This window comes from Nocardia sp. XZ_19_385 (genome assembly GCF_015355755.1).
Lineage (GTDB): Bacteria > Actinomycetota > Actinomycetes > Mycobacteriales > Mycobacteriaceae > Nocardia.
Genome location: NZ_JACVEE010000001.1, coordinates 360,548 through 384,732, shown reverse-complemented (window position 1 = coordinate 384,732; position 24,185 = coordinate 360,548). Strand labels below are relative to the sequence as shown.

The following is a 24,185-nucleotide window of genomic DNA, read 5'->3' as shown; positions in this document are numbered from 1 at the left end:
TCGCATCCGGTTCTGCATCAGAAGAACCCGAGTTTGGAAGGGGAGTAGCTGACGAGCAAGTTCTTGGTCTGCTGATAGTGCTCGAGCATCATCTTGTGGTTCTCCCGTCCTATGCCGGACTTCTTGTATCCGCCGAAAGCCGCGTGTGCCGGATAGGCGTGGTAGCAGTTCGTCCACACTCGGCCTGCCTTGATCGCACGGCCCATCCGGTAAGCGGTGTTCCCGTCCCGCGTCCACACGCCTGCGCCCAGCCCGTAGAGGGTGTCGTTGGCGATCCGGACCGCTTCCGCCGTGGTGTCGAAGCGGGTCACCGCCACCACCGGTCCGAAGATCTCCTCCTGGAAGATGCGCATCGAGTTCTTGCCCTCGAAGATGGTCGGCTGGATGTAATAGCCGCCGGGCAAGCCCTCGACCTTGCGTGCTTCCCCTCCGGTGAGCACGCGGGCGCCTTCCTGGCGGCCTATGTCGATGTAGGACAGGATCTTTTCGTACTGGTCGTTGCTGGCCTGGGCCCCGAGCATGGTGCTGTCGTCGAGCGGGTTGCCGCCCGTGATGGCCCGGGTGCGTTCGACGCAACGTTCCAGGAATTCGTCGTAGATGGAGGAGTGGATCAGGGCCCGCGACGGGCAGGTGCACACCTCGCCCTGATTCAGCGCGAACATCACGAAACCCTCGATGGCCTTGTCTAGGAACTCGTCGTCGGCGGCCATCACATCGGGTAGGAAGATGTTGGGGCTCTTGCCGCCTAGTTCCAGGCTCACCGGAATGATGTTCTCGCTGGCGTACTGCAGGATCAGCCGGCCCGTGGTGGTCTCGCCGGTGAACGCCACCTTCGCCACCCGCGGGCTCGAAGCCAGGGGTTTGCCTGCTTCCACGCCGAATCCGTTGACCACATTGAGCACGCCCGGCGGCAACAGATCGGCGATCAATTCCACCACGAGCAGAATCGATGCCGGAGTCTGTTCGGCGGGCTTGAGCACCACGCAGTTCCCGGCGGCCAAGGCGGGAGCCAGCTTCCAGGCCGCCATCAGGATCGGGAAGTTCCACGGGATGATCTGCCCGACCACGCCCAGCGGTTCGTGGAAGTGGTAGGCGATGGTGTCGGCATCGATCTCCGCGACACTGCCCTCCTGTGCGCGCAGGGCGCCGGCGAAGTACCGGAAGTGATCGACCGCCAAAGGCAGGTCCGCGGCGAGGGTTTCGCGCACCGGCTTGCCGTTGTCCCAGGTTTCGGCGACCGCCAGCGGCTCGAGACTGTTCTCGATCCGGTCGGCGATCTTGTTGAGGATGTTGGCGCGCTCGGTGGGGGAGGTGGCGGCCCAGCCGTCGGCGGCCTGGTGCGCGGCCTCCAGGGCCATATCGATATCGGCGGCGGTGGAACGCGCCACCGCGCAGAAGGTTTCGCCGTCCACCGGGGAGGGGTTGTCGAAATAGCGGCCCTCGACCGGAGGCGCCCAGTCACCTGCGATGAAGTTGTCGTAGCGGCTGGCGTATCCGACGATGGCGGTGTCGGACCCTGGCTTGGCGTAGATCATGGCGCTCGATCGCTCCTCACACGCTTAACATTGTGCGGCCCACTATTACGCGCAAAGGTTGGAGCGAGGTTGGTGCCGTGCGTTCTCGGGCGAACGCCCGGGTTCAGTGCCGCATCGCGGTATGCAGACGAGCGCTGACCACGGCCCGGCGGACGTCGTCGGCGGGCAGCAGGCGCAAGGCGTGCTCGTGGATCTCGAGATCGTCGGGAGCGCGCTCGCCGAAGGCCACCGCGTGCTCGGGGCGGTCGCTGGCCAGGACCGCGGTGCGGACGCCGACATCGAGGTAGGCGCGCCACTCCAGCACGCCCGGGGTGTCCGAACCGGGCAGCAGCGGGCCGCGGTAGAGCCAGACCGCCGAGCTGGTGTCACCGGATTGGATGGCCGACACCAGGTCCACCGCGTCGCAGGACAGCGGTCCGGTCAGGGTGTAGCGGCGGTTGGCGATTTCGCCGCCGGTGGCCCGGCGGAGATGGGAGACATCGGCTTTCAGGGTGCTGGTCGACACCGGGCGGTCGCCGTAGACGGCGGCGTGCAGCTGATCCGGGGTGTAGCCGTCGGGTTCCAGAGCGAGCAAGGCCAGGATCTCGAGCTGGCGCGGCGGCAACGGGACCGGGCGGCCGTCCCGGAGCAGGCGGGCGGTGCCCAGGCATTCCAGGCGCACGCCCGTGCGGGGGCCGAGATCGGTGGCGCGCAACATGGTTTCGGCCGCGGTGACCAAGGCGCGCACCGAGGACAGCACCGCCGGATGCGAGCGCTCCCAGCGGCTGGACAGATCGAGCACACCGAGCTGGCGGCCGTCCGGCGCGTGGATCGGCGCCGAATAGCAGACCCAGCCGTGCAGCGCGGCCACCAGATGCTCGGCGGAGAACACCGTGACCGGGCTGTCGGAATGCAAGGCCAGCGATAAACCGTTGGTGCCCATGTGGCTTTCGTCCCAGCAGCCGCCGGGCGCGAAGTTCACCGATTCACCCTGCCGGCGGATCGTGCGGTCGCCGCACGTCCACACGATGGTGCCGGTGTTATCGGTAACTGCGGCGACGTAACCGGCTTCCTGGCTGATGGCCCGCAACTGATCGGCGAGCGCCGTAATCGGCCCGCGCAGTGGGGATTCCGCCCAGCGGTCGGCGGCGTCGTCGAGGCCCGGCGCGACGGTGCGCGCGGGGTCGACGGTGTGCAGCGAGCGCTCCCAGGATTTCGCGACTTCGTTGCGCAGCAAGGGCGTCCGCGGCGTTAGCCGGGCAGCGCTCGAGGCGGACGTGGCCCACCTGGACCATTCCTTTTCCAGTTCTGCCCGCTGTTGGGTGAGTGTGCGGAACAGGGCCACCTCGTCAACCTCGTCGTCGTAAGGATCGAGCGACTCGTATTCGTGCTCACATCATGGCGTATGCATGCCTGCCGCGCCTAGCTTTCGGCGCCCGGCCGCCCGGCGCGGGCCGGCATCCCGTACCCCTGTGCGGCTCTAGTAAACGCACCGCTATTCTTTGCCGCGTCGTTACCGCAGCTCTACCTCAGCTCGATTCACCTCTCGCGCACAGCCGAACGCATAAGGGAGCACATGATCAGCAGGCAGGGTAGGAACAGTCACGCGCGCAACCGCTTGCGACTGCTTGCCGGTCGCCGTTCGAAAAGGTCCGCCTTCGGAATCGCCGCGCTCGTGCTCGTGGGATGGGGTGGCGCGCCCGGTCCGGCCACGGCCGAAACCTTTCTCGCGCTACCCGACGGGAAGATCACCCGCGATCTCGGCGACGGCACCGGTGTCACGGTCAGCCTCACCGGCGAATCCGCAAAGCTCAATCCGGGATTGGTCGCGGGGCGGCGCAACCTGTGGGTGAGCGGGCGCGGCGGCGTCGAGGTGACCGGCCGGGACGCCGCGACCGCGGCGACCAAGATCTACCCGGGCTATGTCGTTGCCTGCCAAGCCGATATCGACGCGCTGTCCACGGTCGGCAACAGCGCGACCAGCTTGGCCGGGATGGCGCCGACGGACGCACCGGATCGTTCCCGGATGATCACCCTCGCCTCCGGGCGCACCATCGCCCGGTATCTGCTGGATATCCGTCCGCGCGAACAGAGTTCGGTGCCGGGACGGGTGTATCACCAGGTTTTCGGCCGGCAGGGCAGCGTCACCTGGACCGATGAACCGTTCAGCATCGACGGATGCAACGGCGGCACCGCGCGGGCGCGTTCGTTCGTCCGGGTCGACATCAGTACCGCGCGTGCCGAATCCCGGGTCACGCTGTGGGGTGAGCCGTTCAATATCGGATAAGCGAACGGCGCCCGTCCGGAGTGGACGGGCGCCGTTGCTGTGTCCAAAGACGGCCTACTTGTTGACGAAAATGCCTGCCACGTCGGCGTTCTTGATCGGGGTCTCGGCATTGCGCTGAGCGGCGCACAGCAGGTCCACCGAGATGAGCGTCGCGTCCACCACGGTGCCGGCGGGCTCGTTCTTCTCGCCGGTCTGCTGCTTGACTAACTTGGTGATCGTCACGCGCTTCTTGTCCTGATCCTGGGTCACGTACTCGCTGCAGGGGGTGTCGCCGCCGCGGTTGAGTGCCTTCTCGACATCGGTGCAGCCGCTGAGCAGCACTGCGAGCGCCGCGACAACGAAACCGGTGCCTACCTTCATCATTCCTCCTGGTGACCTGGGGCCGGACAGCCTTCCGAGCCTAGATCACGCCTGCCCGGTCTCGAACCGGCTGATCTTGCCGTCGCGCACCACGAATCGCCAGTTGGTGCGCATCGAGCCCCAGCGGGAATTGGTGTAATCGGCGACCAATTCACGGCCGTTGTCGCCGACGGATTCGACTTTCATCCGGCCGTTGCTGTCGAAGATTTCCCGGGACGTCCATTGGCCGATATTGCGCGTTACGCCGTCATCGGACATGGTCGCGTCCTCGGCGAGTAAGGCGAACAGTCGATCGTGGTCGTGCGCGTTGAGTGCGTCGACGAACTCTCCGACCACGGGATCCAGTTGCGGTGCGGTCATCTGATCAACCCTTCGAATCGGCGTGCGCGGGTATGAACAGCTAATATTCAGCACTCACTCTAGGGGCAGAACACTGTTAACCCATCGCGACGCGGCGGAACGATTTTCAGATCAATGCACCATTAATTCGCGGGCCGAGTCCAACTCAGCGTGTAGCGCCACATCAGTCGGCGGCGGATTCGCGCGCCCGGCAATGCCGAGGCCGCGGCGCGACGAATTTCGGCGAGGGTGTCGGCCGAGTCGCGGACGATCATCGCGGGTGGCCCGCTGGGGCGCGGCGGCCACAGATCGACCGCTAGCACCGCGGGCCAGAGCGCCAGCTGACCCCAGTCGGTTCGCAGTGTCAGCTTCGACAGCCCCACCACCGCGAGCGTGCCGCCCGGTGCCACCAGCCGCCGCGACGCGCACAAACCCTCGGTCAATGGCACGTGATGCAGACTTGCCACCGCTGCCACGAAGTCGAAAGTGCCACGCACGGTGCGGAAATCGGCCCGCTCGTACCGAATGTTCGGCGTCTTGTCCGCGGTCGTGAGAATGGCCGGATCCAGGTCGACACCCAGCACCGAATCGCACCGCGTGCTCAATTTCCGTGCGAGCAGCCCGTCGCCACAGCCGACATCGAGCGCAGTGCGTGCTCGCGTAGGCACCTGCCCGAGCAGCCAAGGGTGGTAGCGCGTGTTGTGGTTCCAGTACGGATCGCGACTCACCCCCCGACTCTACGGACTCGTAACCAGGGCGAATGATGCGTTATCGCTATGCATTCACACCCGGGAATGATCACTTCCTCCGTGGGTACCGCGCGAAGAAGTGATCACACGAAATGAGGGAGGATTTCCTATGAGTGCGGTGCGCCATTGCCGGTTGGCGGTTGATGGATATCCATCACCTCCTTCGAATTCCGTGATCTCATGCCCGCCGTGGCCGATCGCTGGCGAACAGTAGCTCCCGATTTCCCAGGCTTCGGCTACAGCGCGGCATCCCCCGATTTCTCCTACACCTTCGACGGTGGCCACTGGCTCCTGGAAACCCATCTGGCCGAAGTCACCGCCCTGATGTGAAACTTTCTGGACCGCTGCGCCGGTCGATGAGCGACTCTTATCGGTCGGGTCGGCAGGTGGTGTCGGTGTCCGGGAGTCGGCCGGGCACAAGGTATTCGATGGCCGCGGTGGTGGCGCAGGTGCTGGTGGCGGGGATCGAGCCGGGTAGTCCGTTGGGCAGGGTCTGTGGCAGGGCGAGGTGGGCCTGTTTGCCGGAGACTGTGATGAGCCGGGAGCCCGGGATAGCGGTGCGGACTGCGCGGGCTCCGGGGATCGGTGTTACCGGGTCCTTCTCGTTGACGATCAACAGTGCGGACGCGACGCGATCGAGGGGGGCTGGGTTCGGGTCGTGATGTGGTTCGGGCCAGAAGGCGCAGGCCGCGGTAAAACCCATCGAGGTAGGTCAGTGGGCTTGGTCGGCGAGTTGTTTTGCGGCGCTGACGATCTCGTCGAGATCGTGGCTCCAGCCCGCGTCGTTGCAGCTGCGTGCCGTCCACCAGCCGACACGAGAACCGGCCTGGAGGAGGTTCCCGCCGAGTTCGTCGGTGAGTTGCGGTAGGCGAAAGGTGGCGAGCCGCCACTTGCGATGATTCACTCCCGCTATGCATGTGATTTACGTCACTCTACGTGCGGTATTTTGTCGGTATCTCATGGCATGGTGGTCGGCATGCCTGCTACCGATTCCGCCGTGCCCGACGCTGCCGTCATCCGGATCCTCGGCGCCCGCGAGCACAACCTGCGCAACGTCTCGCTGGAGATCCCCAAGAACAAAATCACTGTGTTCACCGGCGTTTCCGGCTCCGGGAAGTCATCGATCGTGTTCGACACCATCGCCGTGGAATCGCAGCGGCAGCTCTATGCGACGTTTCCGGCGTTCATCCTGAACTTCCTGCCGCGGTACGAGCGGCCGCATGCCGAGGCGATCGAGGGGTTGAACGCGCCGGTGATCATCGATCAGCAGCCGGTGGGCGGTGGACCGCGGTCGACGGTGGGCACGATGACCGACATCTATTCGATGGTGCGGGCGATGTTCGCGCGGTTCGGGTCGCCGTCGTCGGGGTTGGTCTACGACTATTCGTTCAATGTGCCCCAGGGCATGTGCCCGGACTGTGACGGGCTCGGGTTCCGCGCGCAGGCGGATCCGGATCGGCTGGTGGATCGCGGCAAGTCGCTGAACGAGGGCGCGATCCTGCTGCCGGGATACGCACCGGGCAGCGGTGATTGGCAGCTGTACGGCAATTCGGGCCGGTTCGACCTGGACAAGAAGCTGGCCGATTACACCGAGTTGGAGTGGCAGGATTTCCTCTACGGCAGCGGCGGCCAGGTGGAGCTGACCTTCGCCAAGGGCTCGTGGAAGGCGAATTACGAAGGGCTGGCGGCGAAATTCACCCGCACCCGGTTGCAGCGCGACACCTCCACGCTGAGCGAGAAGACGCGCGAGCAGATCGCGAAGTTCCTCACCGAGGGCGTCTGCACCACCTGTGACGGGGCGCGGCTCAGCCAGGCGGCGCTCGCCACGAAGATCAACGGGCGCAATATCGCAGAGTGGTCGCGGATGCAGATCAGCGACCTGCTGGCGGTGCTGGACGAGATCACCGACCCGGGCGCGCTCGGATTGGCCGAGGCGATCCGCACCGCTCTGCAGCGGATCATCGATATCGGGCTCGGCTACCTGAGCCTGGATCGCGCGACCTCGACGCTGTCCGGCGGTGAGGGCCAGCGGCTCAAGATGATCAAGCACCTGTCCTCCACGCTGATCGGTCTCACCTACATCTTCGACGAGCCGAGCGTCGGCCTGCATCCGCGCGACGTGGGCCGGCTGAACGATCTGCTGCGGGCGTTGCGGGACAAAGGAAATACCGTGCTCGTGGTCGAGCACGATCCCGATGTCATCCAGATCGCCGACCACATCGTCGATGTCGGCCCGCGCGCGGGCGTGCACGGCGGCGAAGTGGTGTTCCAGGGCAGTTTCGACGAACTGAAGCAAGCCGATACCCCCACCGGCGCCGGGCTGCGCCGGGCCTTCCGGGTCAAGGAGTCGTTCCGGAAGGCCAACGGCGAGCTACTGATCGAGCACGCCACCGTGCACAACTTGAAAGACGTGACCGTCGCGATCCCGACCGGCATCCTCACCTCGATCACCGGTGTGGCCGGTTCGGGCAAGAGCTCGCTGATCCGGGATGTGTTCGTGCCCGCGCACCCCGAGGCGATCTTCGTCGACCAATCCGCCATCGGCGCCTCCTCTCGCTCCACGCCCGCCACCTACCTCGGCCTGATGGACCCGATCCGGAAACTGTTCGCCAAGGCGAGCGGCCAGACCCCGGGCCTGTTCAGCTTCAACTCCGACGGCGCCTGCAAGCAGTGCGAGGGCCGCGGCGTGATCATCACCGAAATCGCCTACATGGACCCGGTCACCACACACTGCGACGCCTGCGACGGCCGCCGCTTCTCCGACGAGGTGCTGGTGCACCAGCTGCGCGGCAAGTCGATCGCCGACGTGCTCGAACTCTCGGCCGAGGAAGCGCTGGAGTTCTTCACCGAAAAAGCGCTGAATGCCAAGTTGCGCACCATGAACGAAGTCGGCCTGGACTACCTGAGCCTCGGCCAAGCCATGAGCACGCTGTCCGGCGGTGAACGCCAGCGCATCAAACTCGCCACCCAACTGGGCAACACCGGCTCGATCTACGTCCTCGACGAACCCACCACCGGCCTGCACATGTCCGATGTCGACACGCTGCTCGCTCTGATGGACAACCTCGTCGAACGCGGCAACACCGTCGTCGTCATCGAACACAACCTCGACGTCGTCGCCCACTCCGACTGGGTCATCGACCTGGGCCCCGACGGCGGCAAGGCCGGCGGCGAAATCGTTTTCACGGGTACGCCGGCCGAGCTGCTCACCCACCCCACCTCCCTGACCGGCGAATACCTCCGCAAGTACAAGGCGGCCTAGCTCAAGGGCGGATGCGTCGTCCGATCGAGGGATAGTTTTCGACGAGGCCGTCCGCGCCGAAAACTATGTCCTCGGTGAAGCGTTCGCTGGCGTAGCTGACGACGCCGGGGCGGGCGTGGCGGTAGGTCTGGCGTGACGGGATCACCACGAGGGCCGGGACGGAGACCCAGGCCATCAGGTGTTCGCCTTCGCCTCGTTGCAGGAAACCGCCACGCAGGACCGGCATAGTGTTGGTGAGCGGGGACAGGCCGAGGTCGCAGTCGAGGGCGCCGGTGACCGCAGCCGGGTCGCCGCCGGGTGGTGGTAGATCGACTTGGCCCTCGGCTTCGGCGTTGATCGTCCAGCGGCCGGCCGGGTTGTTGATCAGCTCGAGCGAGCGGGACCAGCCGGGGCCGTAGGTCTTGACGAACAACCGCTCGGTGATCCAGCGTTCACCGGTGGTGAGGTCGTACTCCAGCTGATAGGGCAGGGGATCGCCGCCGATCGCGGTCCCTGTCGCTCTGAGCCGATCCTGGCCGAGCTCGACCTCGGCCAGTTCGGCGCCTTCCGGTTTCACCCATACGATGGCAGTCACCCCACCGACGCTAGCTCGGATGCGGTGGGTCAGCGCAAGATTCGGTGAGTCAGGCGTGTGCGCTGAGCATCCAGCAGGCGGCGGTGTAGCGGACCTGGTCGCCGTGCACGAAGGGGTCGAAGGCGGGGCGGACGGTTTCGACGACGCGGGCGCGGGTGGTCTCGTCCACCCCGGCCAGCAGGATGCCCACGGGGCCGAGGGTGGAGAAGTACCAGGTCAGGACGTCCTCGGGCATGGCGCATTCGACGTCGAGCGGTTCGATGGCGATATCGGTCCAGCCGCTGTCGCCCAGGATGCTCGCCGTCCGGTCCTTGTTCGCGAGGCCGAATTGGCCGGGGGCGTCCGGGATTCGGGTGGGGAGGTCCGGCAGGAGTGGCGCGGCGGCGCGTTCGGCGGTGGTCATGAAGGGGTTCTCTTCGGGATCGCGCCAGACGATGCAGCGCAGTTCGCCGGTGCCGGTCGCGGCGCGACGAAGGTTGGTGAAGGCCTGCCCGGGGTCCTGGAAGAACATGACGCCGAAACGGGACATGATCAGATCGAAGCTCGGCTCGAAGGGGTGGGTTTGGGCGTCGGCCTGCAAGAACGTTACCGCCGGATGGGGCGCGCGGGCGCGCGCGGCGGTGATCATCGGTTCCGAGATATCCACGCCGACAACCTGACTCGATTCGAGGGCAGCCGCGACGGCTATCGTGGTGCCGCCGGTGCCGCAGCCGACGTCGAGCACCCGCTGCGCCGACAGTTTGCGTGCGGTGTCGACCAGTATTTCCTCGAACGGCCGCAATACCTGATCGACGACGTGCTGCGCCTCGACCCAGGCGTTCCCCGACCGTCCGTTCCAGCGTGCCTGCTGGTCTTCATTCCGCTGCGTGGGTTTCATGCCTAAACTGTGTCAATTCAAGTCGACTTGAGGTCAACCATGGATGTTCTCGATATAGCGGAAGTTGCCCGGCGATCCGGTTTGCCCGCCTCGACGCTGCGCTACTACGAGGAGCGGGGGCTGATCGCCTCGACCGGCCGCCGGGGATTACGCCGCCTGTTCGACCCGGCTGTGCTGCAACGCCTTTCGCTGATCACCGTGGCGGGCAGCGCCGGATTCTCGCTGGACGAGATCGCCTGCATGTTCGGTTCGGACGGGCAGCCGCACCTCGACCGGGAGATGTTCACCGCCAAAGCCGACGAACTGGACCGCAAGATCGGCGAACTCACCGCGATGCGCGACGGACTCCGGCATGCCGCCGCGTGCCCGGCGCCGAGCCATATGGAATGCCCGAAGTTCCTCGGGATCCTGGGCCAAGCCCCGAGCGCGGGCACCCCACGCCGCAAATCCATTCAGGACAGGTGAGTGGCAGTTCGGTAATTCACGAGCCAGGAAGGGAACTCGGTCAGGCTGGTCAGGATGACGTCGGCGCCGGCCGCGCGGAGTTCCGCGGCAGCGCAGGGGCCGGTCGTGACCCCGACGGCGTGCACCTCGGCCGCGCGGGCACCCTGCATGTCACCCACATGGTCGCCGACATAGATCGAAGCGCCGTGCGCGCGCAGTGCGTCGGCCTTGCCCGCGGACCACAGGTCGCCCACGAGATCGTCCACGTGCCAGCCCAGTTCGTCGATATGCAGCTTCGCGAGTGGCTCGTGCTTGCCGGTGACGACGAGGACCCGGCCGCCGCGGTCCCGGACGGCGGCCAGTGCGGCGTCCGCACCGGGCATCGCCGGAACGAGGGGGACGACGGTCGGGTAGAGCTCGCGGTAGCGCGCCACCATGGCCGGGATGAGGTCCTCGGGTGCGCCCGCGTCGGCCAGGAGCATGGGTAGCGGGGGACCGAGCCGTGCGGCGATCTGCTCGCCCTGCAGTGGCAGCCCGAACTCGGTGGCGATGGTGTCGAGCGCCTTCGCCACACCGGGCTGGGAGTTGATCAGGGTCATATCGAGGTCGAAGCCGACGGTCCAGGTCACGAGGCCAACCCTAGCGCGGTGGCTCTGTACACGATTTTCTGAATACAGATTCTGCTGTACTGTCAGTGTGTGCAGACCGCCATTCAGAACGAAGCTCTGGCCCGATTCGGGTACGCGCTCTCCGACGCGACCCGGACCCGGATTCTGCTGCGGCTGCGCCAAGGCCCGGGATATCCGGCCGAGCTGGCCGACGAACTCGGGGTCTCCCGCCAAATCCTGTCCAATCACCTTGCGTGCCTTCGTGGTTGCGGTCTGGTCGTGGCGGTGCCGGAGGGTCGGCGCAGCCGGTATGAACTCGCGGACAAGCGCATCAGCCACGCTCTCGACGACCTGCTCGGGCTGGTGCTCGCGGTGGATCCGGCCTGCCGCTGCTCCGACGATGCCGAGGGGGAGTGCTGCTGATGACGAACCTCGGCATGCCCGCGCTGGACACCGTCGCTGACCGGCGCGCTCTGCTGGCCAAGCGCATCCGCTGGTTCGTGGCCGCGACGATCACCTACAACGTGCTCGAGGCGAGCATCGCGCTCACCGAAGGCGCTCGCGTGTCCTCGACGGCGTTGATCGGGTTCGGCTTGGACTCGGTGATCGAGGTGTCCTCGGCGGCGGCCGTGGCGTGGCAGTTCGCCGGTCGCGATCCCGAGGCGCGGGAGAAGGTGGCGCTGCGGATCATCGCGTTCTCCTTCTTCGCGCTGGCCGCCTACGTCACCGTCGACGCGGTCCGCTCGCTGCTGGGCGTCGGCGAGGCGCGGCACTCCTCGGTCGGGATCGCTTTGGCGGCAGCGAGTTTGGTCATCATGCCGGTGCTGTCGTGGTTGCAGCGCCAGGCCGGGCGCGAACTGGGTTCGGCCTCGGCGGTCGCCGATTCCAAGCAGACGCTTTTGTGCACCTACCTGTCGGCGGTTCTGCTGGTCGGCCTGCTGCTGAACAGTCTGTTCGGCTGGTCATGGGCGGATCCGATCGCGGCACTGGTGATCGCGGTCATCGCCGTCAAGGAAGGCCGCAACGCCTGGAAAGGCGACGTCTGCTGCGCGACACCGCCGGTCGGCGCCGCACCGGCCGCGTGCTGCGACAACTGCTGAGCGGAAACTCAACGGCGGCACCGGGTTCCGGGCGCGGGCAGCTCGCCGTCGAAGAAGAAGCCGAGCACGATCCCGTCCACGCACTCCGATCCGTTGTCGAAGGCGATGTGCCCGTCGTGCTCGTTGACCACCAGAACCGCGTTGTCCAGGGTGTCCGCCACATGTTCGGCGTCTTCCAGCGGTGTCGCCGGGTCCCCGGTGTTGTTGACCAGCACGATGGTCGGCGCGCCCTTCGCGTCCACTCCGGCCGAGGCCCGGCTCGGCGGCACCTGCCAGAACAGGCACAGTGGCGTACTGAACACCCGGTTCGCACCGAACAGCGGCCCGGACGCCGCATAGCGTTCGGCCACCCGATTCAGGGCGTCCATGATCTGTTCCTCGGTTTTGGTGCGGTAGCGGGCCGGGTCGTCGTTGGCGCACTGGATCGCCCAGAACGCGGGATCCGAACTGGAGAACCGGCCGTTCTCGCCGCGACCCACATAGCTGTCGGCCAGTTTCGCCAGTGGTGTTCCGTCGCCCCGTTGCGCCGCCACGATCGCCTGCTCGAACCGCTTCTGATAACTGGCGTCGTAAGTGGTTTCGAACAAGCCGAGTAGCGCGAGATTCGAGCCGAGTTTGCGGCCGTCGTCGACCGGGATCGGGTTGGCGTCGACCTTGTCGATAAGGGCGCGCAGCGCCGTCATCGCGGCTGCCGCGTCGTTGCCGAGCGGGCAATCCGACCGGGCCGCACAGGTGCTCAGCATGTCGTAGACCACCTGGTCGCGGGGTGCGAGCCGCGTCGAGACCGGAAACGAGCTCGTGTCGTCGAATTCCCAGCGGTCGGGCGCGGAGCTCGGGTCGTCGACCGAGTCCAGCAGCATCCGCCCGACCCGATCCGGGAACTCCTCGGCGTAAAACAGGCCCAGTCGCGAGCCGTAGGAGAAGCCGAGATAGTTCAATCTCGACTCACCGAGGGCCGAACGCATGACGTCCATGTCCTTGGCGACGAACTCGGTCCCGACGAAACCCAGCAGCCGACCGGTATTGCGCAGACAGGCGGCGGCGTAATCCCGATGTGCCGCAGCCACTTCGGTGAGCTGCTCGGGCGTGGTCGGCGTGAAGTCGGTGGCGTAGTAGTCGTCGGTGGCTCGGTCGTCGAGGCAGCGGACCGGCGCGGTGCGGCCGACCCCACGCGGGTCGAACCCGACCAGGTCATAGCGCACACGAAACTTGCGCAGCCCGGTGTCATCCGGGTCGAGCGCCCCCAGCACCTGCTGGTAACCCGATTCGCCAGGACCACCGGGATTCATGGTCAGCACCCCGAGCCGGCCCTCGGGGCTGGTCGCGCGCAACCGGACCAATGGCATGGTGATGGCCTGGGCGCCCGGGTTCGCGTAATCGACGGGAATCCGAATATCACCGCAATCAGCCTCGGGGCTCTCCACACACGGCCGCCACTCGACCCGCTGAGCGTAGTAATCGGCCACAGTCGGCAACGGCTCCGGCGCGGCCACCGGATGCCCGGGCACCGTATTCAACCCGGCACAACCCGTGGTCAGCGCCACCACCATGCACGCCCCCGCCAGCCTGCTGGGTCCATGAAAAGCACGGCGTCTCAACTTGCCCCCCGATCTACCCGAAAACACTGACCGCACGATCTATTTTGCGGCACAGCCCCGGTTCGCACGGTTGCAGTTCGGACGCGAGTGCCGATGGGCGCCGGTAGGTTTGAGGGCGACGCAGGTTCGTCGCGCAGAAAGGCCGCTCGCCAGATGCTCTCCGATCCTTTTCCCGCTGTGCTGGAGTTGTTCCAGCGCACCGCGGCCACTGTGCCCGCCTATCAGAAGTTTCTGGGTGAGCACGGGGTCGATGCGGCGCAGATCACCGATGCCGCGGCGTTCGCTCGTCTGCCGCTGGTCACCAAAGCGAACTATCACCAACGGTTTCCGTTGCCTGAGCGGTGCCGGGGCGGGGATCTGACCGGATGCGATGTGATCGCGGTGTCCTCCGGTTCGACTGGGACGCCGACCTTCTGGCCGCGTTCGACCGCGGACGAAGCCGCCGCGACCGGGCGGTTCGAACAGGTCTTGGTCGATGGGTTCGGTGCGGGTACCCGGCGCACCCTCGCGGTGGTGTGTTTTCCGCTGGGCACGTGGGTGGGCGGGGTGTACACGCTCGCCTGCCTGCGTGAACTGTCCGCGCGGCTGCCGTTGACGGTGGTCGCGCCCGGCAACAACAAGGCCGAAATCCTGCGCGTGATACCCGAATTGGGGGAGCACTTCGATCAAGTGGTGCTGTTCGGCTATCCGCCGTTCCTGAAAGACGTGATCGATACCGGGTTGCGGGCAGGGCTGCGGTGGTCGCGTTATGCGGTCAAGCTGGTTTGTGCGGGCGAGGTTTTCAGCGAACAGTGGCGCGATCTCATGGGCGTCCGAGCGGGCCTGGACCCGCGCCGCGACGTCGCCGCGCTCTACGGGACGGCCGACGGCGGCGTGCTCGGCAACGAGACGCCGCTGAGCGTGGCGATCCGGCGCTTCCTGGCCGGGCGTCTGACCGTGGCGGCGCAGGTGTTCGGCGGGCAGCGACTGCCGACGCTGCTGCAATACGACCCGGCGGATCGATACTTCGAAACCGTCGACGGGACACTGGTGTTCACCGCGGACTCCGGGGTCCCGCTGATCCGCTATCACCTCGCCGACGACGGGGGAGTGCTGCCGTACGCGGAGCTGATGGAGATCTGCCGGGCGCAGGGATTCGATCCTGTTGCCGGACCGGAGTTGCCGTTCGTCTACGTCTTCGGCCGGTCGCTGCACGCGGTATCGGTGTTCGGCGCCAACGTCTTCCCCGAGACCGTCGCCCTCGGTCTGGAACAACCCGCCCTCTGCGACTGGGTGACCGGCAAGTTCGTGATGGAGGCCTGGGAGGACGCCGACCGGAACCGGCTGCTGCGCCTCACCGTCGAACTCGCCCCCGAGGCAGCCAATACGGGGGAGCGTACCCGGCTGGTCGCCGAGGCCGTCCGCGACGAACTGCTCCGCCACAACAGCGAATACGCCAATTACGTTCCGGCAGAGCGGCACCTGCCGCATGTGGAGTTGCGGCCCGCGGGCGACCCCGACTACTTCCCGGCCGGGGTCAAGCACCGCTACACCCGATGACACGACCTGGGCACTGGCTGCAAACCGTCAGTCGAGTCCGGGTTCCAGGCTCTCGTCGGCGAACGAATGATGCTCGTGCAGTACGGTCCAGCGGCCGTCTTGTTTGCGCAGCCCGAGGGTGAGCCGCAGCCGCTTGCCGGGGTTGTTCGCGAATTCCTCTGCGGTGCCGCACAACAGCAGCGCGTAAGCGAACGCCACTTCACCGCCGGTGACGATGTCGAGCGACACGATGTCGAAGCTGCCGCCGGAAGCCTGCCAGGCGAAGAATCCGGGCCACACGTCGCGGTAGGAGTCCAGGCCGCGCACACCCTCGTGCGGCGGCGGCACATCGAACATCACGATGTCGGGGGCGTGATCGGCGAGTACCGTCTCCAGATCGCCGGCGTGCACCGCACCCGCCCAGCGCTCGATCAGGACCCGGATCTGCTTCTCGTCATCAGACATCCCGGCAGTGTTTCATATCTTGGCGGCCCCGCGCATCGCCGTGGCGAGCACCGAATTCCGGCGGCTGTAACCGAAATACACCGCCAGCCCGATAGCGACCCACACCGCGAATCGCACCCAGGTCAGCCCGTCCAGGGTGAGCGCCATCAGCGCGCAACCGATCAGCGCGAGAATCGGCACGAACGGCACCAGCGGTGTGCGGAATGGGCGTTCGCGATCCGGTTCGAGTTTGCGCAACATGAGCACACCGGCACACACCACCGCGAATGCCGACAGCGCACCGATATTCACCAGTTCGACCACGATGTCGATGGGCACCAGCCCGGCGATCGCGGCGCAACACACGCCGAGCACCAGGGTGAGCCGGACCGGGGTGGCGTGCTCGCCGGTGGCGGCGAGCCGTTTGGGCAGCAGTCCGTCGCGGCACATGGCGAAAGCCAACCGCACCTGCGCGTAGATGATCAGCAGCACGCCCTTGGTCAGTGCGATGATCGAGGCGACCACGATGACGTTGCCGATCCAGCCGATGTTCAGCGCCCCGAACGCGGTCGCGATGGGCGCGCTGTTGTTCAGCGAGGCGAACGGCGCGACTCCGGTCAGCACCGCACTGACCAGCGCGTACAGCAGGGTCGCGATGAGGACGGTGCCGATGATCGCGAACGGCACGTCCTTCTTCGGGTCGCGCGCTTCCTCCGCCGAAGCGGCCACCACATCGAAACCGAGGAACGCGAAGAACGCGATGGCGGCGCCGCCGACCACTCCGCTCCAGCCGAACGGCGCGAACGGCACCCAGTTTCCCGGATCGATATGCGGCGCGCCCACCGCGACAACCAGCACCAGCACACCGATGGTCACCCCGACCAGAGCCTTGGTGATCTTCGCGGTCAACGTCACCTCGCCGACCAGCACCGCCACGAGCAGCCCGATGATCAGTACGGCGGGCAGATTCACGACGCCGCCCTCGGCCGGTGCCGCGGTGATCGCCTTCGACAGGGTGATGCCGAACAGCGAATCCAGCGCCGACACCGTGGTTCCGGACCACCCGATCGCCACCGCGGACCCGGCGATCACGAACTCCAGCAGCAGATTCCATCCGACCAGGAACGCGGGCCCTTCACCGAGCGTGGCGTAGGTGTAGGTATAGGCACTGCCCGACACCGGAACCATTGCCGCGAGTTCGCTGTAGCACAGCGCCACCAGCACACAGACCAACCCGGCGAGCAGGAACGACAGCACGATCGACGGACCGGCCTTCTCGGCGGCGGCCACACCGGTGATGACGAAGATCCCCGCGCCGACGATCGTGCCGACGCCCATGGCGGTCAGGTCGAGCCGGCCGAGGCTGCGCTTGAGCGTCGTTCCCCCGGCCAGGACGGCTTCATCGGGTGTGCGGCGACGCCAGCGGCGGTCGTGTGCGGTGGTCATCGATTCCTCTCGGGGCGGGAATGAACCGGGGAGTCATTCTCGCCGACGGCACGGCACATTTGATAACCGGGTATTTGCGGAGATCAAACACGCTGATCGGGCCTCGTAACCCAGCCCGCAGCAAATTCACAGCTACTCTACGTGTCGTCGCCCCTCGGGTGAAGTTCTGGTGATTGGTCGGCTATCGATATACGGAGCGAACAGCGAGTGGCCGAGGAGGTCGCGATGCGGTGTTGGCAGTCCAGGTTTCGTTTCAGGGTCTTGCTCGCCGGGACGGTGGCGATCGGATTGGCCACTCCCGGGCTGATGCCGGTCCGCGCGGAGGCCGAGTCGCAGAAGCACTGCGTGGTCCAGCTGAATAAAGCCAAGGGGACCGAAAAGCCCGATAACAAGTCGCTGAAATCGGATTGCTTCGAAAACTTCCGGAAGGCGATCGCCTTCGCTACGGGGTTGGACACCGAGGACATATCGCCGGACGCGACCACCGCGGTACTCAGCAAAAAGCTGCGGGCGAAGTTGGACAAACCGAATCCCGGCGGCCGCGCCGTGCCGTTCATCGCCTACGCGGACAAGAAGTTCGAGGGCCAATCGGTCATCTTCTCGGTGGCCGATAACCAGGTGCGCGAGGCGTGCAAGCCGAAGTCGTCGGGGTGGTGGTCGGAGTTTCCCTGGTGGCTGGAAAACAAGATCAGCTCCTACAGCACCTACCGGGACTGCGCGGTCCGCATATTCGAGTACGGCGACGACCCGATGAGCGGTGCGCCTGCTGCGGCCAACGGATGGGGCGACATCAGCACGGCGGAGGGCGATCCGGGCGACCAGTTCCCGGCCGACCAGACCTGGGGAGCCGGTCTGTGGGAGATCCCGACCGATGATGTGCTGGGAAACGGTCCGATGCGGTTGTTCCGAGACCAATGTGAGCGAGTCACACCGGAACGGGGCTGTTCCCATCACGGCGTCGGTAACACCGGTAAGCCCGCGCCGTTCGGCTCGCCGGATCCTGTGCTGATCACCCAGGTTGTCAACTGCACGACCGAGATGCAACCGACCAATGTGAGCAAGGAGCACGAAACGACCTGGCAGGAACATGTCACCGTCGGCAGCTCGATCGAGTCCGAATTCAAAATCGGTGTCGTCAATGTGAAGGCGACCGTGAGCTCCGAGTGGGGCCGGGAGTGGGGCGAGTCGAACAAGGACATCATTTCGCAAGGGTTGAACACCCCCGCTCTACATATCGGCCAGCTCTGGTTCACCAAGGCTATGGCCAGGATGCAGGGGCATCACGCCTTCCGCGAAGAGGAGAAGAACAAGTACTGGCACATGCCGTCGGAGGTGCTCGTGCCTGTCCCGACGGACAAGGGCTCGACCACGGTCAAGGCGTTCCCGATGACCGACCAGGAAAAGAGCCAATGCAGTAACCAAGACAAAAAGGCCAGGGTGAGTGACGCGCCACGGAAGGTGGACAAGCTACAGCCGGGCAAGCCGTCCAGCGACCAGGCTGCGAAGGTCGGAATGTCGTTCGGGAAGAAGCTGGGCGTACAGGCCCTGGCGGACGGCAAGCCGGTTGCCGGTGTCCAGGTGACCTTTGAAGTGGACGGCGACACCAACTCCTATTTCCTGCAGCAATTGGCCAAGACCGACAACTCCAGCCACCAGACCCAGGACGGTCTCAGCGAGCTGCGGCGGGAAAAGGTCACCATCACCACCAACGACAAGGGTTGGGCATACGCACCCAAACTTGTCGCCGGTGACACTCCGGGGCAGGCGTCTATCAAGATCGGCGTCGAGGGCAGCAACGCCAAGGCGGTCATGAAAGCAACGGTCAAGCCTTAGTGCACTTCGATCTTTCCGAGAAAGGATCCGCTCATGTCCCACTCGTCACCTGATCCCGAATACCCGATGCGTCAGGGGATTGCCATGGGAACCGCCATCGGCGCAGCAATCCTGCTGTTCACCGTCGGTCTGCTCAACCTGCTCGAGGGTATTTCCGCGGTCGCCGACGACAGCGTTTTCGTCATCGGCCCGGAGTACACCTATAAATTCGACCTCACCACTTGGGGCTGGATCCACATCGCTGTCGGAATACTGCTGATCATCTGCGCGCTCGGGCTCGCTACCGGGACCACCTGGGGCCGGGTCGCCGCAATCACCCTCGCGGCCGTCTCCATCGTGACGAACTTCCTGGCCCTGCCCTACTATCCGGCCTGGTCGATCTTGATCATCGCGCTCGACGTCGTCGTTATCTGGGCCGTCAGCACCTGGAAAACAACGCCCGCCTGAGCTGCTCCGCGAAAGCGCCCGCCCCGGCCTGTTCTCCTGGCCGGGCGGGCGCTTTCGGTTACACCGCCGATCGAGTGACCTTCTCCTGTTCGGCGAGTTCGGATTTCCACTGCCGGAAACCCTCTTCGGTGCGTCCGCGGCGCCAGTAGCCGGAGATCGAGGAGGCCCACTCGGCGGAGACTCCGCGTTCCTTGCGGATATAGGGGCGCAGTTCGTGCATGACCGAATGCGCTTCGCCGTGAATGAAAACCTGGACCTGTCCGTCGAGCCAGGGCTCGGCGCGGACGGCGGCGGCGAGTTTCTCGCCGGGGGCCGCGTCGCCGCGGTGGATCCAGGTGAGCTGCACACCATCAGGCTTATCGATGCCCAGTTCGTCTGCGGGACTGTCGATTTCGAGGAACACGCGGCCGACCGCGTCGGCGGGCAGCGCGGAGCATGCGGCGGCGATGGCGGGCAGGGCGGAGTCGTCGCCCGCGAGCAGGTGCCAGTCGGCGTCGGGGCGCGGGGCGTAGGCGCCACCGGGACCCATGAGTTCGATGGTGTCGCCGGGCTTGGCGGTAGCGGCCCACGGGCCCGCGACGCCTTCATCACCGTGGTAGACGAAGTCGATCGCGATTTCCTGTGCTGCCTGATCGATCGAACGCACGGTATAGGTGCGGACGGTCTCCCCGTCGGGGCCGGGGAAGGCCAGTTTGACGTAGGCGTCGGTGAACTCGTTGGGCTGGAACGAGGCAAAGCCGGGACCGCCCAGATGCACTCTGATCATGTGATCGGTCAGGCGAATCGTGTTCTGGACGACGAGGGTGGTGCGAGGGCGAGCCAAAAAACACCTCCGAATTAGGGTTACCTAAGTGAGCGTACGGAACTCTTGATCGCGCGTCGACCTACTTCTGATATGGCGCAAGTCACGTCGCGGTCCGGCCTGGGGTGTGAAGGACCACGATGATCACGGCGGCTCCGATTGCCGCCGCGGTGATCATCGCGGTGACCGGCCAGCCGAACCACTCGACCGCCGCCGCACCGAACGCGGTGCCGAGGCTGCCGCCCACGAAGTACACGAGCATGTAGGCGCTGTTGAATCGAGCCGGCGCCGCCGGGTCGATCGCGAGAACCGTGCTCTGATTCGCCACCTGCGCGGCGAAAAGCCCGGCATCGAAGAGCGCCAGGCAGACGAGCGTCACGAGGGTGTTGGTGAGGGCGAACCCGGCGACAAATGCGGCGACCCCGGCCAGCGCGAGACCGAGCAGGATGACGCGCCGCGCGCCGACGCGGTCGGTCCACGTCCCGGCCACTCGCGTCGCCAGAATCCCCGAAAGCCCGGCCAGGGCGTACAGGCCGATCCGCTCGGCCGAATACGAGAACGGGGGCTCGGAGAGCGCGACCGCCAGCCCGGCCCACGCCGCGCAGAACGCGAAGAACCACAACGCGCCGGCACTTGCCGCGACCCGGAGCGTGGCATCCCGCACGAGAAGCCGGGGGAGGGAGCGCAGGGTCTGGAGGTAACCGCGGCCACCCGCATCTGGAGCGTCCGGCAGGAGCATCAGGCACCACCCGGCGATGAGCGCACTCGCCGCGGCGAACGTCAGAAGCATTCCACGCCAGCCGATCTCGTCGGAAAGCCAGCCGCCGACGATCCGCCCGGCCAGGATCCCCACCGAGATCCCCGCCGTCACGATGCCGAGGGTCGTCGCACGCCGATGCGGAGGGGCCAGCCGGCCCGCGACCGAGCTGAGGCCCGCGCCGACCGCCGAGCAGGCTCCGATCGCGGCGGTCGTCAGCCCCAATTGCCACGCCCCTCCCGCCGCGGCGCTCAGTGCCAAAGCGACTGCGAGGACGCCGAATTGGGCCGCCAGCACACGTCCGGGCGGAAAGCGATCGACAAGGGGGACGAGCAGCCCGAGGCCCACCATGTATCCGATCGGCCCGCCCGCGAGCGCGAGCCCGATCGCCGTGATCGGTGAACCCAGCGATTCCGCGACATCGGCGATCGCGGGCTGCAAGGGATAAATGGTGGATGTCCCGAGCGCCGCCGCGAGGGACATGAACAAAACAACCGAACTCCGCAGTCGAATATCGGCGGGTATCTCGGTCACCGGATCAGCAGTCATATCGACCGACGGTAGGAAATGTGCGTACGAGGCGCTGGCGGGATATCGCCCCGACCGTCGCCCACAGGCCAGCAGCTGAATGGAAGAAGGCCGAGGTGTCGATCCCCATCCCCGTTGCGCACGGGGACCATTCGTTTTCGAAACGGTGACGGACGCCGGTCCGCATGACCTTCCCAGGGTGTTGCGCGGAAAGCCGAGGGCACGATCCCCTGGGCGCTGACGCCCCGATTCGCTTAGCAAGCGATCCCAGACCCCGTCTGGTTGACTTTCCCGGTACGGGTCTAGAAAACCAGTATTCGTGTTCTGTGCCAACTCATTTTCCGCAGGGTTATCGATGAATGGCGCCGCCCGTCAGCGCCAGGGGAGCGGACGTGCCGCCGCGTACCTCAGCGATGATTTCGGCGGCGATCGATAGCGCCGTCTCCGCTGGTGTGCGGCCGCCCAGATCGAGCCCGATAGGCGATCGTAACCGCGCCAATTCGCTGTCCGTGAGACCACTTTCGCGTAGCCGGTGCAGTCGTTCGACATGGGTGCGCCGTGACCCCATCGCACCCACATAGCCGACCGGCAGCCGCAAAGCGACCTCCAGCAGCGGCAGGTCGAACTTGGCGTCGTGGGTCAGCACGCACACCACGGTCCGGGCGTCGACGGACAGCGAACGCAGATAGCGGTCCGGCCAATCCACGACGACCTCGTGGGCTTCGGGGAAACGAGCCGCGGTGGTGAACACCGCGCGGGCATCGCAGACGGTGACGCGGTAGCCCAGGAACCGGCCCAGGGCGGCGAGAGCGGCGGCGTAATCGATGGCCCCGAAGATCAGCATTCGTGGCGGTGACCTGTAGGACTCCACGAATTCCGCACCGCGCAAACCGGTTTCGTGCACCGGCTCGCCAGCGACGACGCTGGTACGGACCGTGGAGCCGAGCGAGCGCACCACCGTCACCGGCTCCGCACGCGTCAGCGCCGCCAGTGCGGGCGCCAGCGCCGCGCCCGGAGCCGGGTGCACGAAGATCTCGACCTCGCCGCCGCAGGTCAGCCCGACCGCGAAGGCGTCGTCGTCGCTGTAACCGAAGCGCTGCCGGACCGCGCGCCCGGATTCCAGCGTGTCCAGGCACAACTGGTGCACGGCCGCTTCCACGCAACCACCCGACACGCTCCCCAGCACCTGGCCGTCCGCCGACACCGCCATCGCCGCGCCCGGCGGCCGGGGCGCGCTGCCGCTGGTGCCGATCACCGTCGCCAGCGCGTATTCGACTCCGCCGCACTGCCATTCCAGCAGCTGGTGCGCGATGTCACGCACGGTGCGATCCCGTCACCGCGCGGCCTTCCGCTGGGCCGCGAGCCGGACCGCGTCGAGGATCTTCTCGTATCCGGTACAGCGGCAGAGGTTTCCGGCCAGGGCCTCCCGGATCTCGACGTCGGAGGGCTCCGGGTTCCGGTCGATGAGGTCGCTGGCCTGCACGATGAGCCCCGGTGTGCAGAAACCGCATTGGACCGCACCGGCCTCCACGAAGGCCTGCTGCATCGGATCCAGCTGGGCTCCCTTGGCCAGACCTTCGACGGTCCGCACCGAGCGGCCCTCGACCTGCCCGGCCGCCACCAGGCACGAGCACGCCGTCGAGCCATCCAAGAACACTGTGCAAGAACCGCATTCGCCTTGTTCGCAGGCATTCTTGGAGCCGGGCAGACCCATTCGTTCGCGCAGGATGTACAGCAGACTCTCGCCCGGCCACACATCGTCGACGGTCACGGGTGCGCCATTGACTGTGAAGGTGACACGCATCAGGCCGCCTTCCTTTCTCTCGCATAGTCTTTCCAGGCCCAGGCGAGGGTTCGCCGGGCCAGCACCGTCAAGGCGTGGCGGCGGTATTCGGCGGTGCCGCGCACATCGTCGATGGGTGCCGACGCCGCCGCGACCAGTTGCCCGAAGCGGGCGATGACCGCGGGGTCGAGTTCGGCGCGGGAATCCCACCGTCCGGTGGCGGTCAGTTCCTCGCTCAGGAACTGTTCGGCCGCTACCGCCCGGCGCGGAGTGGGTGCCGCCGAACCGAATCCGGTGCCGACTTCCTGGCGATCGGGGTGCAGCGACAACGCGAACGCGGTCACGGAGATGACCATCGCGTTCCGGGTCCCGATCTTGGTGAACTGCTGCGGGCCGGTGGCCGGCCGGACCCAGAACGCGGCGATGAGTTCGTCGGCGGCCAGCGCGCTGCGTTTGACCCCGAGATAGAAGTCGGTGATCGGGATGTGCCGGACGCCGCGCACCGAATGTGCCTCCACAACAGCGTCATTGGCGAGCAGCGGCGGGTGCGCGTCACCGGCGGGGGAGGCCGCGCCCAGGTTGCCGCCGACGGTGCCGCGGTTGCGGATCTGCGGTGAACCGACCGTGCGCGCGGCCATCGCCAACCCCGGTAACGGGTCGCCGAGTTCGGTGATGAGGCGGGTGTAGCTGACCCCGGCGCCGATGCGCAGGGAGCTGCCCGCGGGCGCCCACTCCGTAAGCTCGCCGACGCGAGTCAGGTCGAGCAGAACGGCGGGACGTTTGACGTCGAAGTTGAGCTCGACCATCACGTCGGTGCCGCCGGCGATCGGAACCGCCTCGGGGTAGGCGGCCTTCGCCGCCAGCGCTTCGGCCCATGAGCCGGGTCGCAAGAATTCCATATCGGAGCACTCCTGT

Annotated in this window: 28 protein-coding genes; 9 read left to right on the top strand and 19 right to left on the bottom strand. The window is 66.4% G+C overall.

Annotated elements, in window-relative coordinates; all coding sequences use genetic code 11:
* Nucleotides 1–17: 17 nt before the first annotated feature.
* Together IBX22_RS01620 and IBX22_RS01615 are read right to left on the bottom strand one after the other, a co-directional pair.
* A complete protein-coding gene (locus IBX22_RS01620; protein ID WP_194813596.1) occupies nt 18–1,535 on the bottom strand; it encodes an aldehyde dehydrogenase family protein in 1,518 nt (505 codons plus the stop codon).
* A gap of 103 nt (nt 1,536–1,638) precedes the next feature.
* Nucleotides 1,639–2,859, bottom strand: coding sequence for a transcriptional regulator (locus IBX22_RS01615; RefSeq protein ID WP_194813595.1), 1,221 nt, complete (start codon nt 2,857–2,859; stop codon nt 1,639–1,641).
* A 330-nt stretch (nt 2,860–3,189) separates the two neighbouring features.
* Between IBX22_RS01615 and IBX22_RS01610 the strand changes: the two genes are divergently transcribed.
* The gene (locus tag IBX22_RS01610) at nt 3,190–3,801 is read left to right on the top strand and encodes an MspA family porin (RefSeq protein WP_194813594.1); all 612 of its coding nucleotides are present in this window, start codon (nt 3,190–3,192) and stop codon (nt 3,799–3,801) included.
* Nucleotides 3,802–3,855: 54 nt separating this feature from the next.
* On the opposite strand, the gene IBX22_RS01605 is transcribed toward IBX22_RS01610, so the two are convergent.
* The 3 genes from IBX22_RS01605 to IBX22_RS01595 form a co-directional block, all read right to left on the bottom strand.
* The gene (locus IBX22_RS01605; protein ID WP_194813593.1) at nt 3,856–4,164 is read right to left on the bottom strand and encodes a hypothetical protein; all 309 of its coding nucleotides are present in this window, start codon (nt 4,162–4,164) and stop codon (nt 3,856–3,858) included.
* A 42-nt stretch (nt 4,165–4,206) separates the two neighbouring features.
* Nucleotides 4,207–4,521 (bottom strand): nuclear transport factor 2 family protein, encoded by a 315-nt coding sequence (locus tag IBX22_RS01600; RefSeq protein WP_194813592.1) that lies wholly within the window; start codon nt 4,519–4,521, stop codon nt 4,207–4,209.
* A 122-nt stretch (nt 4,522–4,643) separates the two neighbouring features.
* Nucleotides 4,644–5,228: a trans-aconitate 2-methyltransferase gene (locus tag IBX22_RS01595; protein ID WP_194813591.1), complete on the bottom strand. Its 585-nt coding sequence runs from the start codon at nt 5,226–5,228 to the stop codon at nt 4,644–4,646.
* Between the two features lie 201 nt (nt 5,229–5,429).
* Between IBX22_RS01595 and IBX22_RS01590 the strand changes: the two genes are divergently transcribed.
* Nucleotides 5,430–5,579, top strand: a complete 150-nt coding sequence (locus tag IBX22_RS01590) for a hypothetical protein (RefSeq protein WP_228538127.1) — start codon at nt 5,430–5,432, stop codon at nt 5,577–5,579.
* A 37-nt stretch (nt 5,580–5,616) separates the two neighbouring features.
* Here IBX22_RS01590 and IBX22_RS01585 read toward each other — a convergent pair whose 3' ends face one another.
* A complete protein-coding gene (locus IBX22_RS01585; RefSeq protein ID WP_194813590.1) occupies nt 5,617–5,952 on the bottom strand; it encodes an alpha/beta hydrolase in 336 nt (111 codons plus the stop codon).
* A 9-nt stretch (nt 5,953–5,961) separates the two neighbouring features.
* Nucleotides 5,962–6,153, bottom strand: a complete 192-nt coding sequence (locus IBX22_RS01580) for a hypothetical protein (RefSeq protein ID WP_194813589.1) — start codon at nt 6,151–6,153, stop codon at nt 5,962–5,964.
* 72 nt (nt 6,154–6,225) lie between these two features.
* Here IBX22_RS01580 and IBX22_RS01575 point away from each other — a divergent pair, with 72 nt between their 5' ends.
* Nucleotides 6,226–8,511 carry an excinuclease ABC subunit UvrA gene (locus IBX22_RS01575; RefSeq protein ID WP_194813588.1) on the top strand — a complete coding sequence of 762 codons (2,286 nt, stop codon included), beginning with the start codon at nt 6,226–6,228 and terminating at the stop codon, nt 8,509–8,511.
* 1 nt (nt 8,512) lies between these two features.
* On the opposite strand, the gene IBX22_RS01570 is transcribed toward IBX22_RS01575, so the two are convergent.
* Both IBX22_RS01570 and IBX22_RS01565 read right to left on the bottom strand, forming a co-directional pair.
* Nucleotides 8,513–9,085: a putative glycolipid-binding domain-containing protein gene (locus tag IBX22_RS01570; RefSeq protein WP_194813587.1), complete on the bottom strand. Its 573-nt coding sequence runs from the start codon at nt 9,083–9,085 to the stop codon at nt 8,513–8,515.
* 49 nt (nt 9,086–9,134) lie between these two features.
* Entirely contained in the window at nt 9,135–9,962 is an 828-nt protein-coding gene (locus IBX22_RS01565) for a class I SAM-dependent methyltransferase (RefSeq protein WP_194813586.1), read from the bottom strand.
* A 39-nt stretch (nt 9,963–10,001) separates the two neighbouring features.
* Here IBX22_RS01565 and IBX22_RS01560 point away from each other — a divergent pair, with 39 nt between their 5' ends.
* Nucleotides 10,002–10,427 (top strand): helix-turn-helix domain-containing protein, encoded by a 426-nt coding sequence (locus IBX22_RS01560; protein WP_194813585.1) that lies wholly within the window; start codon nt 10,002–10,004, stop codon nt 10,425–10,427.
* Here IBX22_RS01560 and IBX22_RS01555 read toward each other — a convergent pair.
* Nucleotides 10,415–11,035, bottom strand: a complete 621-nt coding sequence (locus tag IBX22_RS01555; protein WP_194813584.1) for an HAD family hydrolase — start codon at nt 11,033–11,035, stop codon at nt 10,415–10,417. The genes IBX22_RS01560 and IBX22_RS01555 overlap by 13 nt on opposite strands.
* Nucleotides 11,036–11,089: 54 nt before the next feature.
* Between IBX22_RS01555 and IBX22_RS01550 the strand changes: the two genes are divergently transcribed.
* Nucleotides 11,090–11,437 carry a metalloregulator ArsR/SmtB family transcription factor gene (locus IBX22_RS01550; RefSeq protein ID WP_194815510.1) on the top strand — a complete coding sequence of 116 codons (348 nt, stop codon included), beginning with the start codon at nt 11,090–11,092 and terminating at the stop codon, nt 11,435–11,437.
* The gene (locus tag IBX22_RS01545; protein ID WP_375540222.1) at nt 11,434–12,114 is read left to right on the top strand and encodes a cation transporter; all 681 of its coding nucleotides are present in this window, start codon (nt 11,434–11,436) and stop codon (nt 12,112–12,114) included. The genes IBX22_RS01550 and IBX22_RS01545 overlap by 4 nt, the downstream gene beginning before the upstream one ends.
* 8 nt (nt 12,115–12,122) lie before the next feature.
* On the opposite strand, the gene IBX22_RS01540 is transcribed toward IBX22_RS01545, so the two are convergent.
* Nucleotides 12,123–13,664 carry an alpha/beta hydrolase gene (locus IBX22_RS01540; RefSeq protein WP_194813582.1) on the bottom strand — a complete coding sequence of 514 codons (1,542 nt, stop codon included), beginning with the start codon at nt 13,662–13,664 and terminating at the stop codon, nt 12,123–12,125.
* Nucleotides 13,665–13,865: 201 nt separating this feature from the next.
* Here IBX22_RS01540 and IBX22_RS01535 point away from each other — a divergent pair, with 201 nt between their 5' ends.
* Entirely contained in the window at nt 13,866–15,251 is a 1,386-nt protein-coding gene (locus IBX22_RS01535) for a phenylacetate--CoA ligase family protein (protein WP_194813581.1), read from the top strand.
* Nucleotides 15,252–15,278: 27 nt separating this feature from the next.
* On the opposite strand, the gene IBX22_RS01530 is transcribed toward IBX22_RS01535, so the two are convergent.
* The 3 genes from IBX22_RS01530 to IBX22_RS01520 all read right to left on the bottom strand — a co-directional run bounded on the left by IBX22_RS01530 (nt 15,279) and on the right by IBX22_RS01520 (nt 17,677).
* Nucleotides 15,279–15,695 (bottom strand): SgcJ/EcaC family oxidoreductase, encoded by a 417-nt coding sequence (locus tag IBX22_RS01530; protein ID WP_194813580.1) that lies wholly within the window; start codon nt 15,693–15,695, stop codon nt 15,279–15,281.
* Nucleotides 15,696–15,707: 12 nt separating this feature from the next.
* Entirely contained in the window at nt 15,708–17,120 is a 1,413-nt protein-coding gene (locus IBX22_RS01525) for an amino acid permease (protein WP_194813579.1), read from the bottom strand.
* Nucleotides 17,121–17,257: 137 nt separating this feature from the next.
* Nucleotides 17,258–17,677: a hypothetical protein gene (locus IBX22_RS01520; RefSeq protein ID WP_194813578.1), complete on the bottom strand. Its 420-nt coding sequence runs from the start codon at nt 17,675–17,677 to the stop codon at nt 17,258–17,260.
* Here IBX22_RS01520 and IBX22_RS01515 point away from each other — a divergent pair.
* A complete protein-coding gene (locus IBX22_RS01515; protein WP_194813577.1) occupies nt 17,667–18,953 on the top strand; it encodes a hypothetical protein in 1,287 nt (428 codons plus the stop codon). The genes IBX22_RS01520 and IBX22_RS01515 overlap by 11 nt on opposite strands.
* A 33-nt stretch (nt 18,954–18,986) precedes the next feature.
* A complete protein-coding gene (locus IBX22_RS01510) occupies nt 18,987–19,400 on the top strand; it encodes a hypothetical protein (RefSeq protein WP_194813576.1) in 414 nt (137 codons plus the stop codon).
* Between the two features lie 58 nt (nt 19,401–19,458).
* Here the strand turns inward: IBX22_RS01510 and IBX22_RS01505 are convergent, their stop codons facing one another.
* The 5 genes from IBX22_RS01505 to IBX22_RS01485 all read right to left on the bottom strand — a co-directional run bounded on the left by IBX22_RS01505 (nt 19,459) and on the right by IBX22_RS01485 (nt 24,169).
* Entirely contained in the window at nt 19,459–20,223 is a 765-nt protein-coding gene (locus IBX22_RS01505) for a siderophore-interacting protein (protein WP_194813575.1), read from the bottom strand.
* A gap of 82 nt (nt 20,224–20,305) precedes the next feature.
* Complete coding sequence (locus IBX22_RS01500; RefSeq protein ID WP_228538126.1) at nt 20,306–21,508, bottom strand: MFS transporter; 1,203 nt, start codon at nt 21,506–21,508, stop codon at nt 20,306–20,308.
* 328 nt (nt 21,509–21,836) lie between these two features.
* Entirely contained in the window at nt 21,837–22,808 is a 972-nt protein-coding gene (locus IBX22_RS01495) for an XdhC family protein (protein WP_194813574.1), read from the bottom strand.
* A gap of 12 nt (nt 22,809–22,820) precedes the next feature.
* On the bottom strand, nt 22,821–23,291 hold the full coding sequence (locus tag IBX22_RS01490) for a (2Fe-2S)-binding protein (protein ID WP_194813573.1): 471 nt from the start codon (nt 23,289–23,291) through the stop codon (nt 22,821–22,823).
* Nucleotides 23,291–24,169: a xanthine dehydrogenase family protein subunit M gene (locus tag IBX22_RS01485; protein ID WP_194813572.1), complete on the bottom strand. Its 879-nt coding sequence runs from the start codon at nt 24,167–24,169 to the stop codon at nt 23,291–23,293. The genes IBX22_RS01490 and IBX22_RS01485 overlap by 1 nt, the downstream gene beginning before the upstream one ends.
* Nucleotides 24,170–24,185 lie beyond the last annotated feature (16 nt).

Excerpts from the sequence above, each read along its gene's own strand:
- IBX22_RS01620 (WP_194813596.1), bottom strand. The coding sequence starts at position 1,535 with ATGATCTACGCCAAGCCAGGGTCCGACACCGCCATCGTCGGATACGCC.
- IBX22_RS01605 (WP_194813593.1), bottom strand. The coding sequence starts at position 4,164 with ATGATGAAGGTAGGCACCGGTTTCGTTGTCGCGGCGCTCGCAGTGCTG.
- IBX22_RS01600 (WP_194813592.1), bottom strand. The coding sequence starts at position 4,521 with ATGACCGCACCGCAACTGGATCCCGTGGTCGGAGAGTTCGTCGACGCA.
- IBX22_RS01590 (WP_228538127.1), top strand. The coding sequence starts at position 5,430 with ATGCCCGCCGTGGCCGATCGCTGGCGAACAGTAGCTCCCGATTTCCCA.
- IBX22_RS01585 (WP_194813590.1), bottom strand. The coding sequence starts at position 5,952 with ATGGGTTTTACCGCGGCCTGCGCCTTCTGGCCCGAACCACATCACGAC.
- IBX22_RS01575 (WP_194813588.1), top strand. The coding sequence starts at position 6,226 with ATGCCTGCTACCGATTCCGCCGTGCCCGACGCTGCCGTCATCCGGATC.
- IBX22_RS01565 (WP_194813586.1), bottom strand. The coding sequence starts at position 9,962 with ATGAAACCCACGCAGCGGAATGAAGACCAGCAGGCACGCTGGAACGGA.
- IBX22_RS01560 (WP_194813585.1), top strand. The coding sequence starts at position 10,002 with ATGGATGTTCTCGATATAGCGGAAGTTGCCCGGCGATCCGGTTTGCCC.
- IBX22_RS01540 (WP_194813582.1), bottom strand. The coding sequence starts at position 13,664 with ATGGTGGTGGCGCTGACCACGGGTTGTGCCGGGTTGAATACGGTGCCC.
- IBX22_RS01535 (WP_194813581.1), top strand. The coding sequence starts at position 13,866 with ATGCTCTCCGATCCTTTTCCCGCTGTGCTGGAGTTGTTCCAGCGCACC.
- IBX22_RS01530 (WP_194813580.1), bottom strand. The coding sequence starts at position 15,695 with ATGTCTGATGACGAGAAGCAGATCCGGGTCCTGATCGAGCGCTGGGCG.
- IBX22_RS01525 (WP_194813579.1), bottom strand. The coding sequence starts at position 17,120 with ATGACCACCGCACACGACCGCCGCTGGCGTCGCCGCACACCCGATGAA.
- IBX22_RS01520 (WP_194813578.1), bottom strand. The coding sequence starts at position 17,677 with ATGAACGGCACGGCGCGGCCGCCGGGATTCGGTTTGTCCAACTTCGCC.
- IBX22_RS01510 (WP_194813576.1), top strand. The coding sequence starts at position 18,987 with ATGTCCCACTCGTCACCTGATCCCGAATACCCGATGCGTCAGGGGATT.
- IBX22_RS01500 (WP_228538126.1), bottom strand. The coding sequence starts at position 21,508 with ATGACTGCTGATCCGGTGACCGAGATACCCGCCGATATTCGACTGCGG.
- IBX22_RS01490 (WP_194813573.1), bottom strand. The coding sequence starts at position 23,291 with ATGCGTGTCACCTTCACAGTCAATGGCGCACCCGTGACCGTCGACGAT.
- IBX22_RS01485 (WP_194813572.1), bottom strand. The coding sequence starts at position 24,169 with ATGGAATTCTTGCGACCCGGCTCATGGGCCGAAGCGCTGGCGGCGAAG.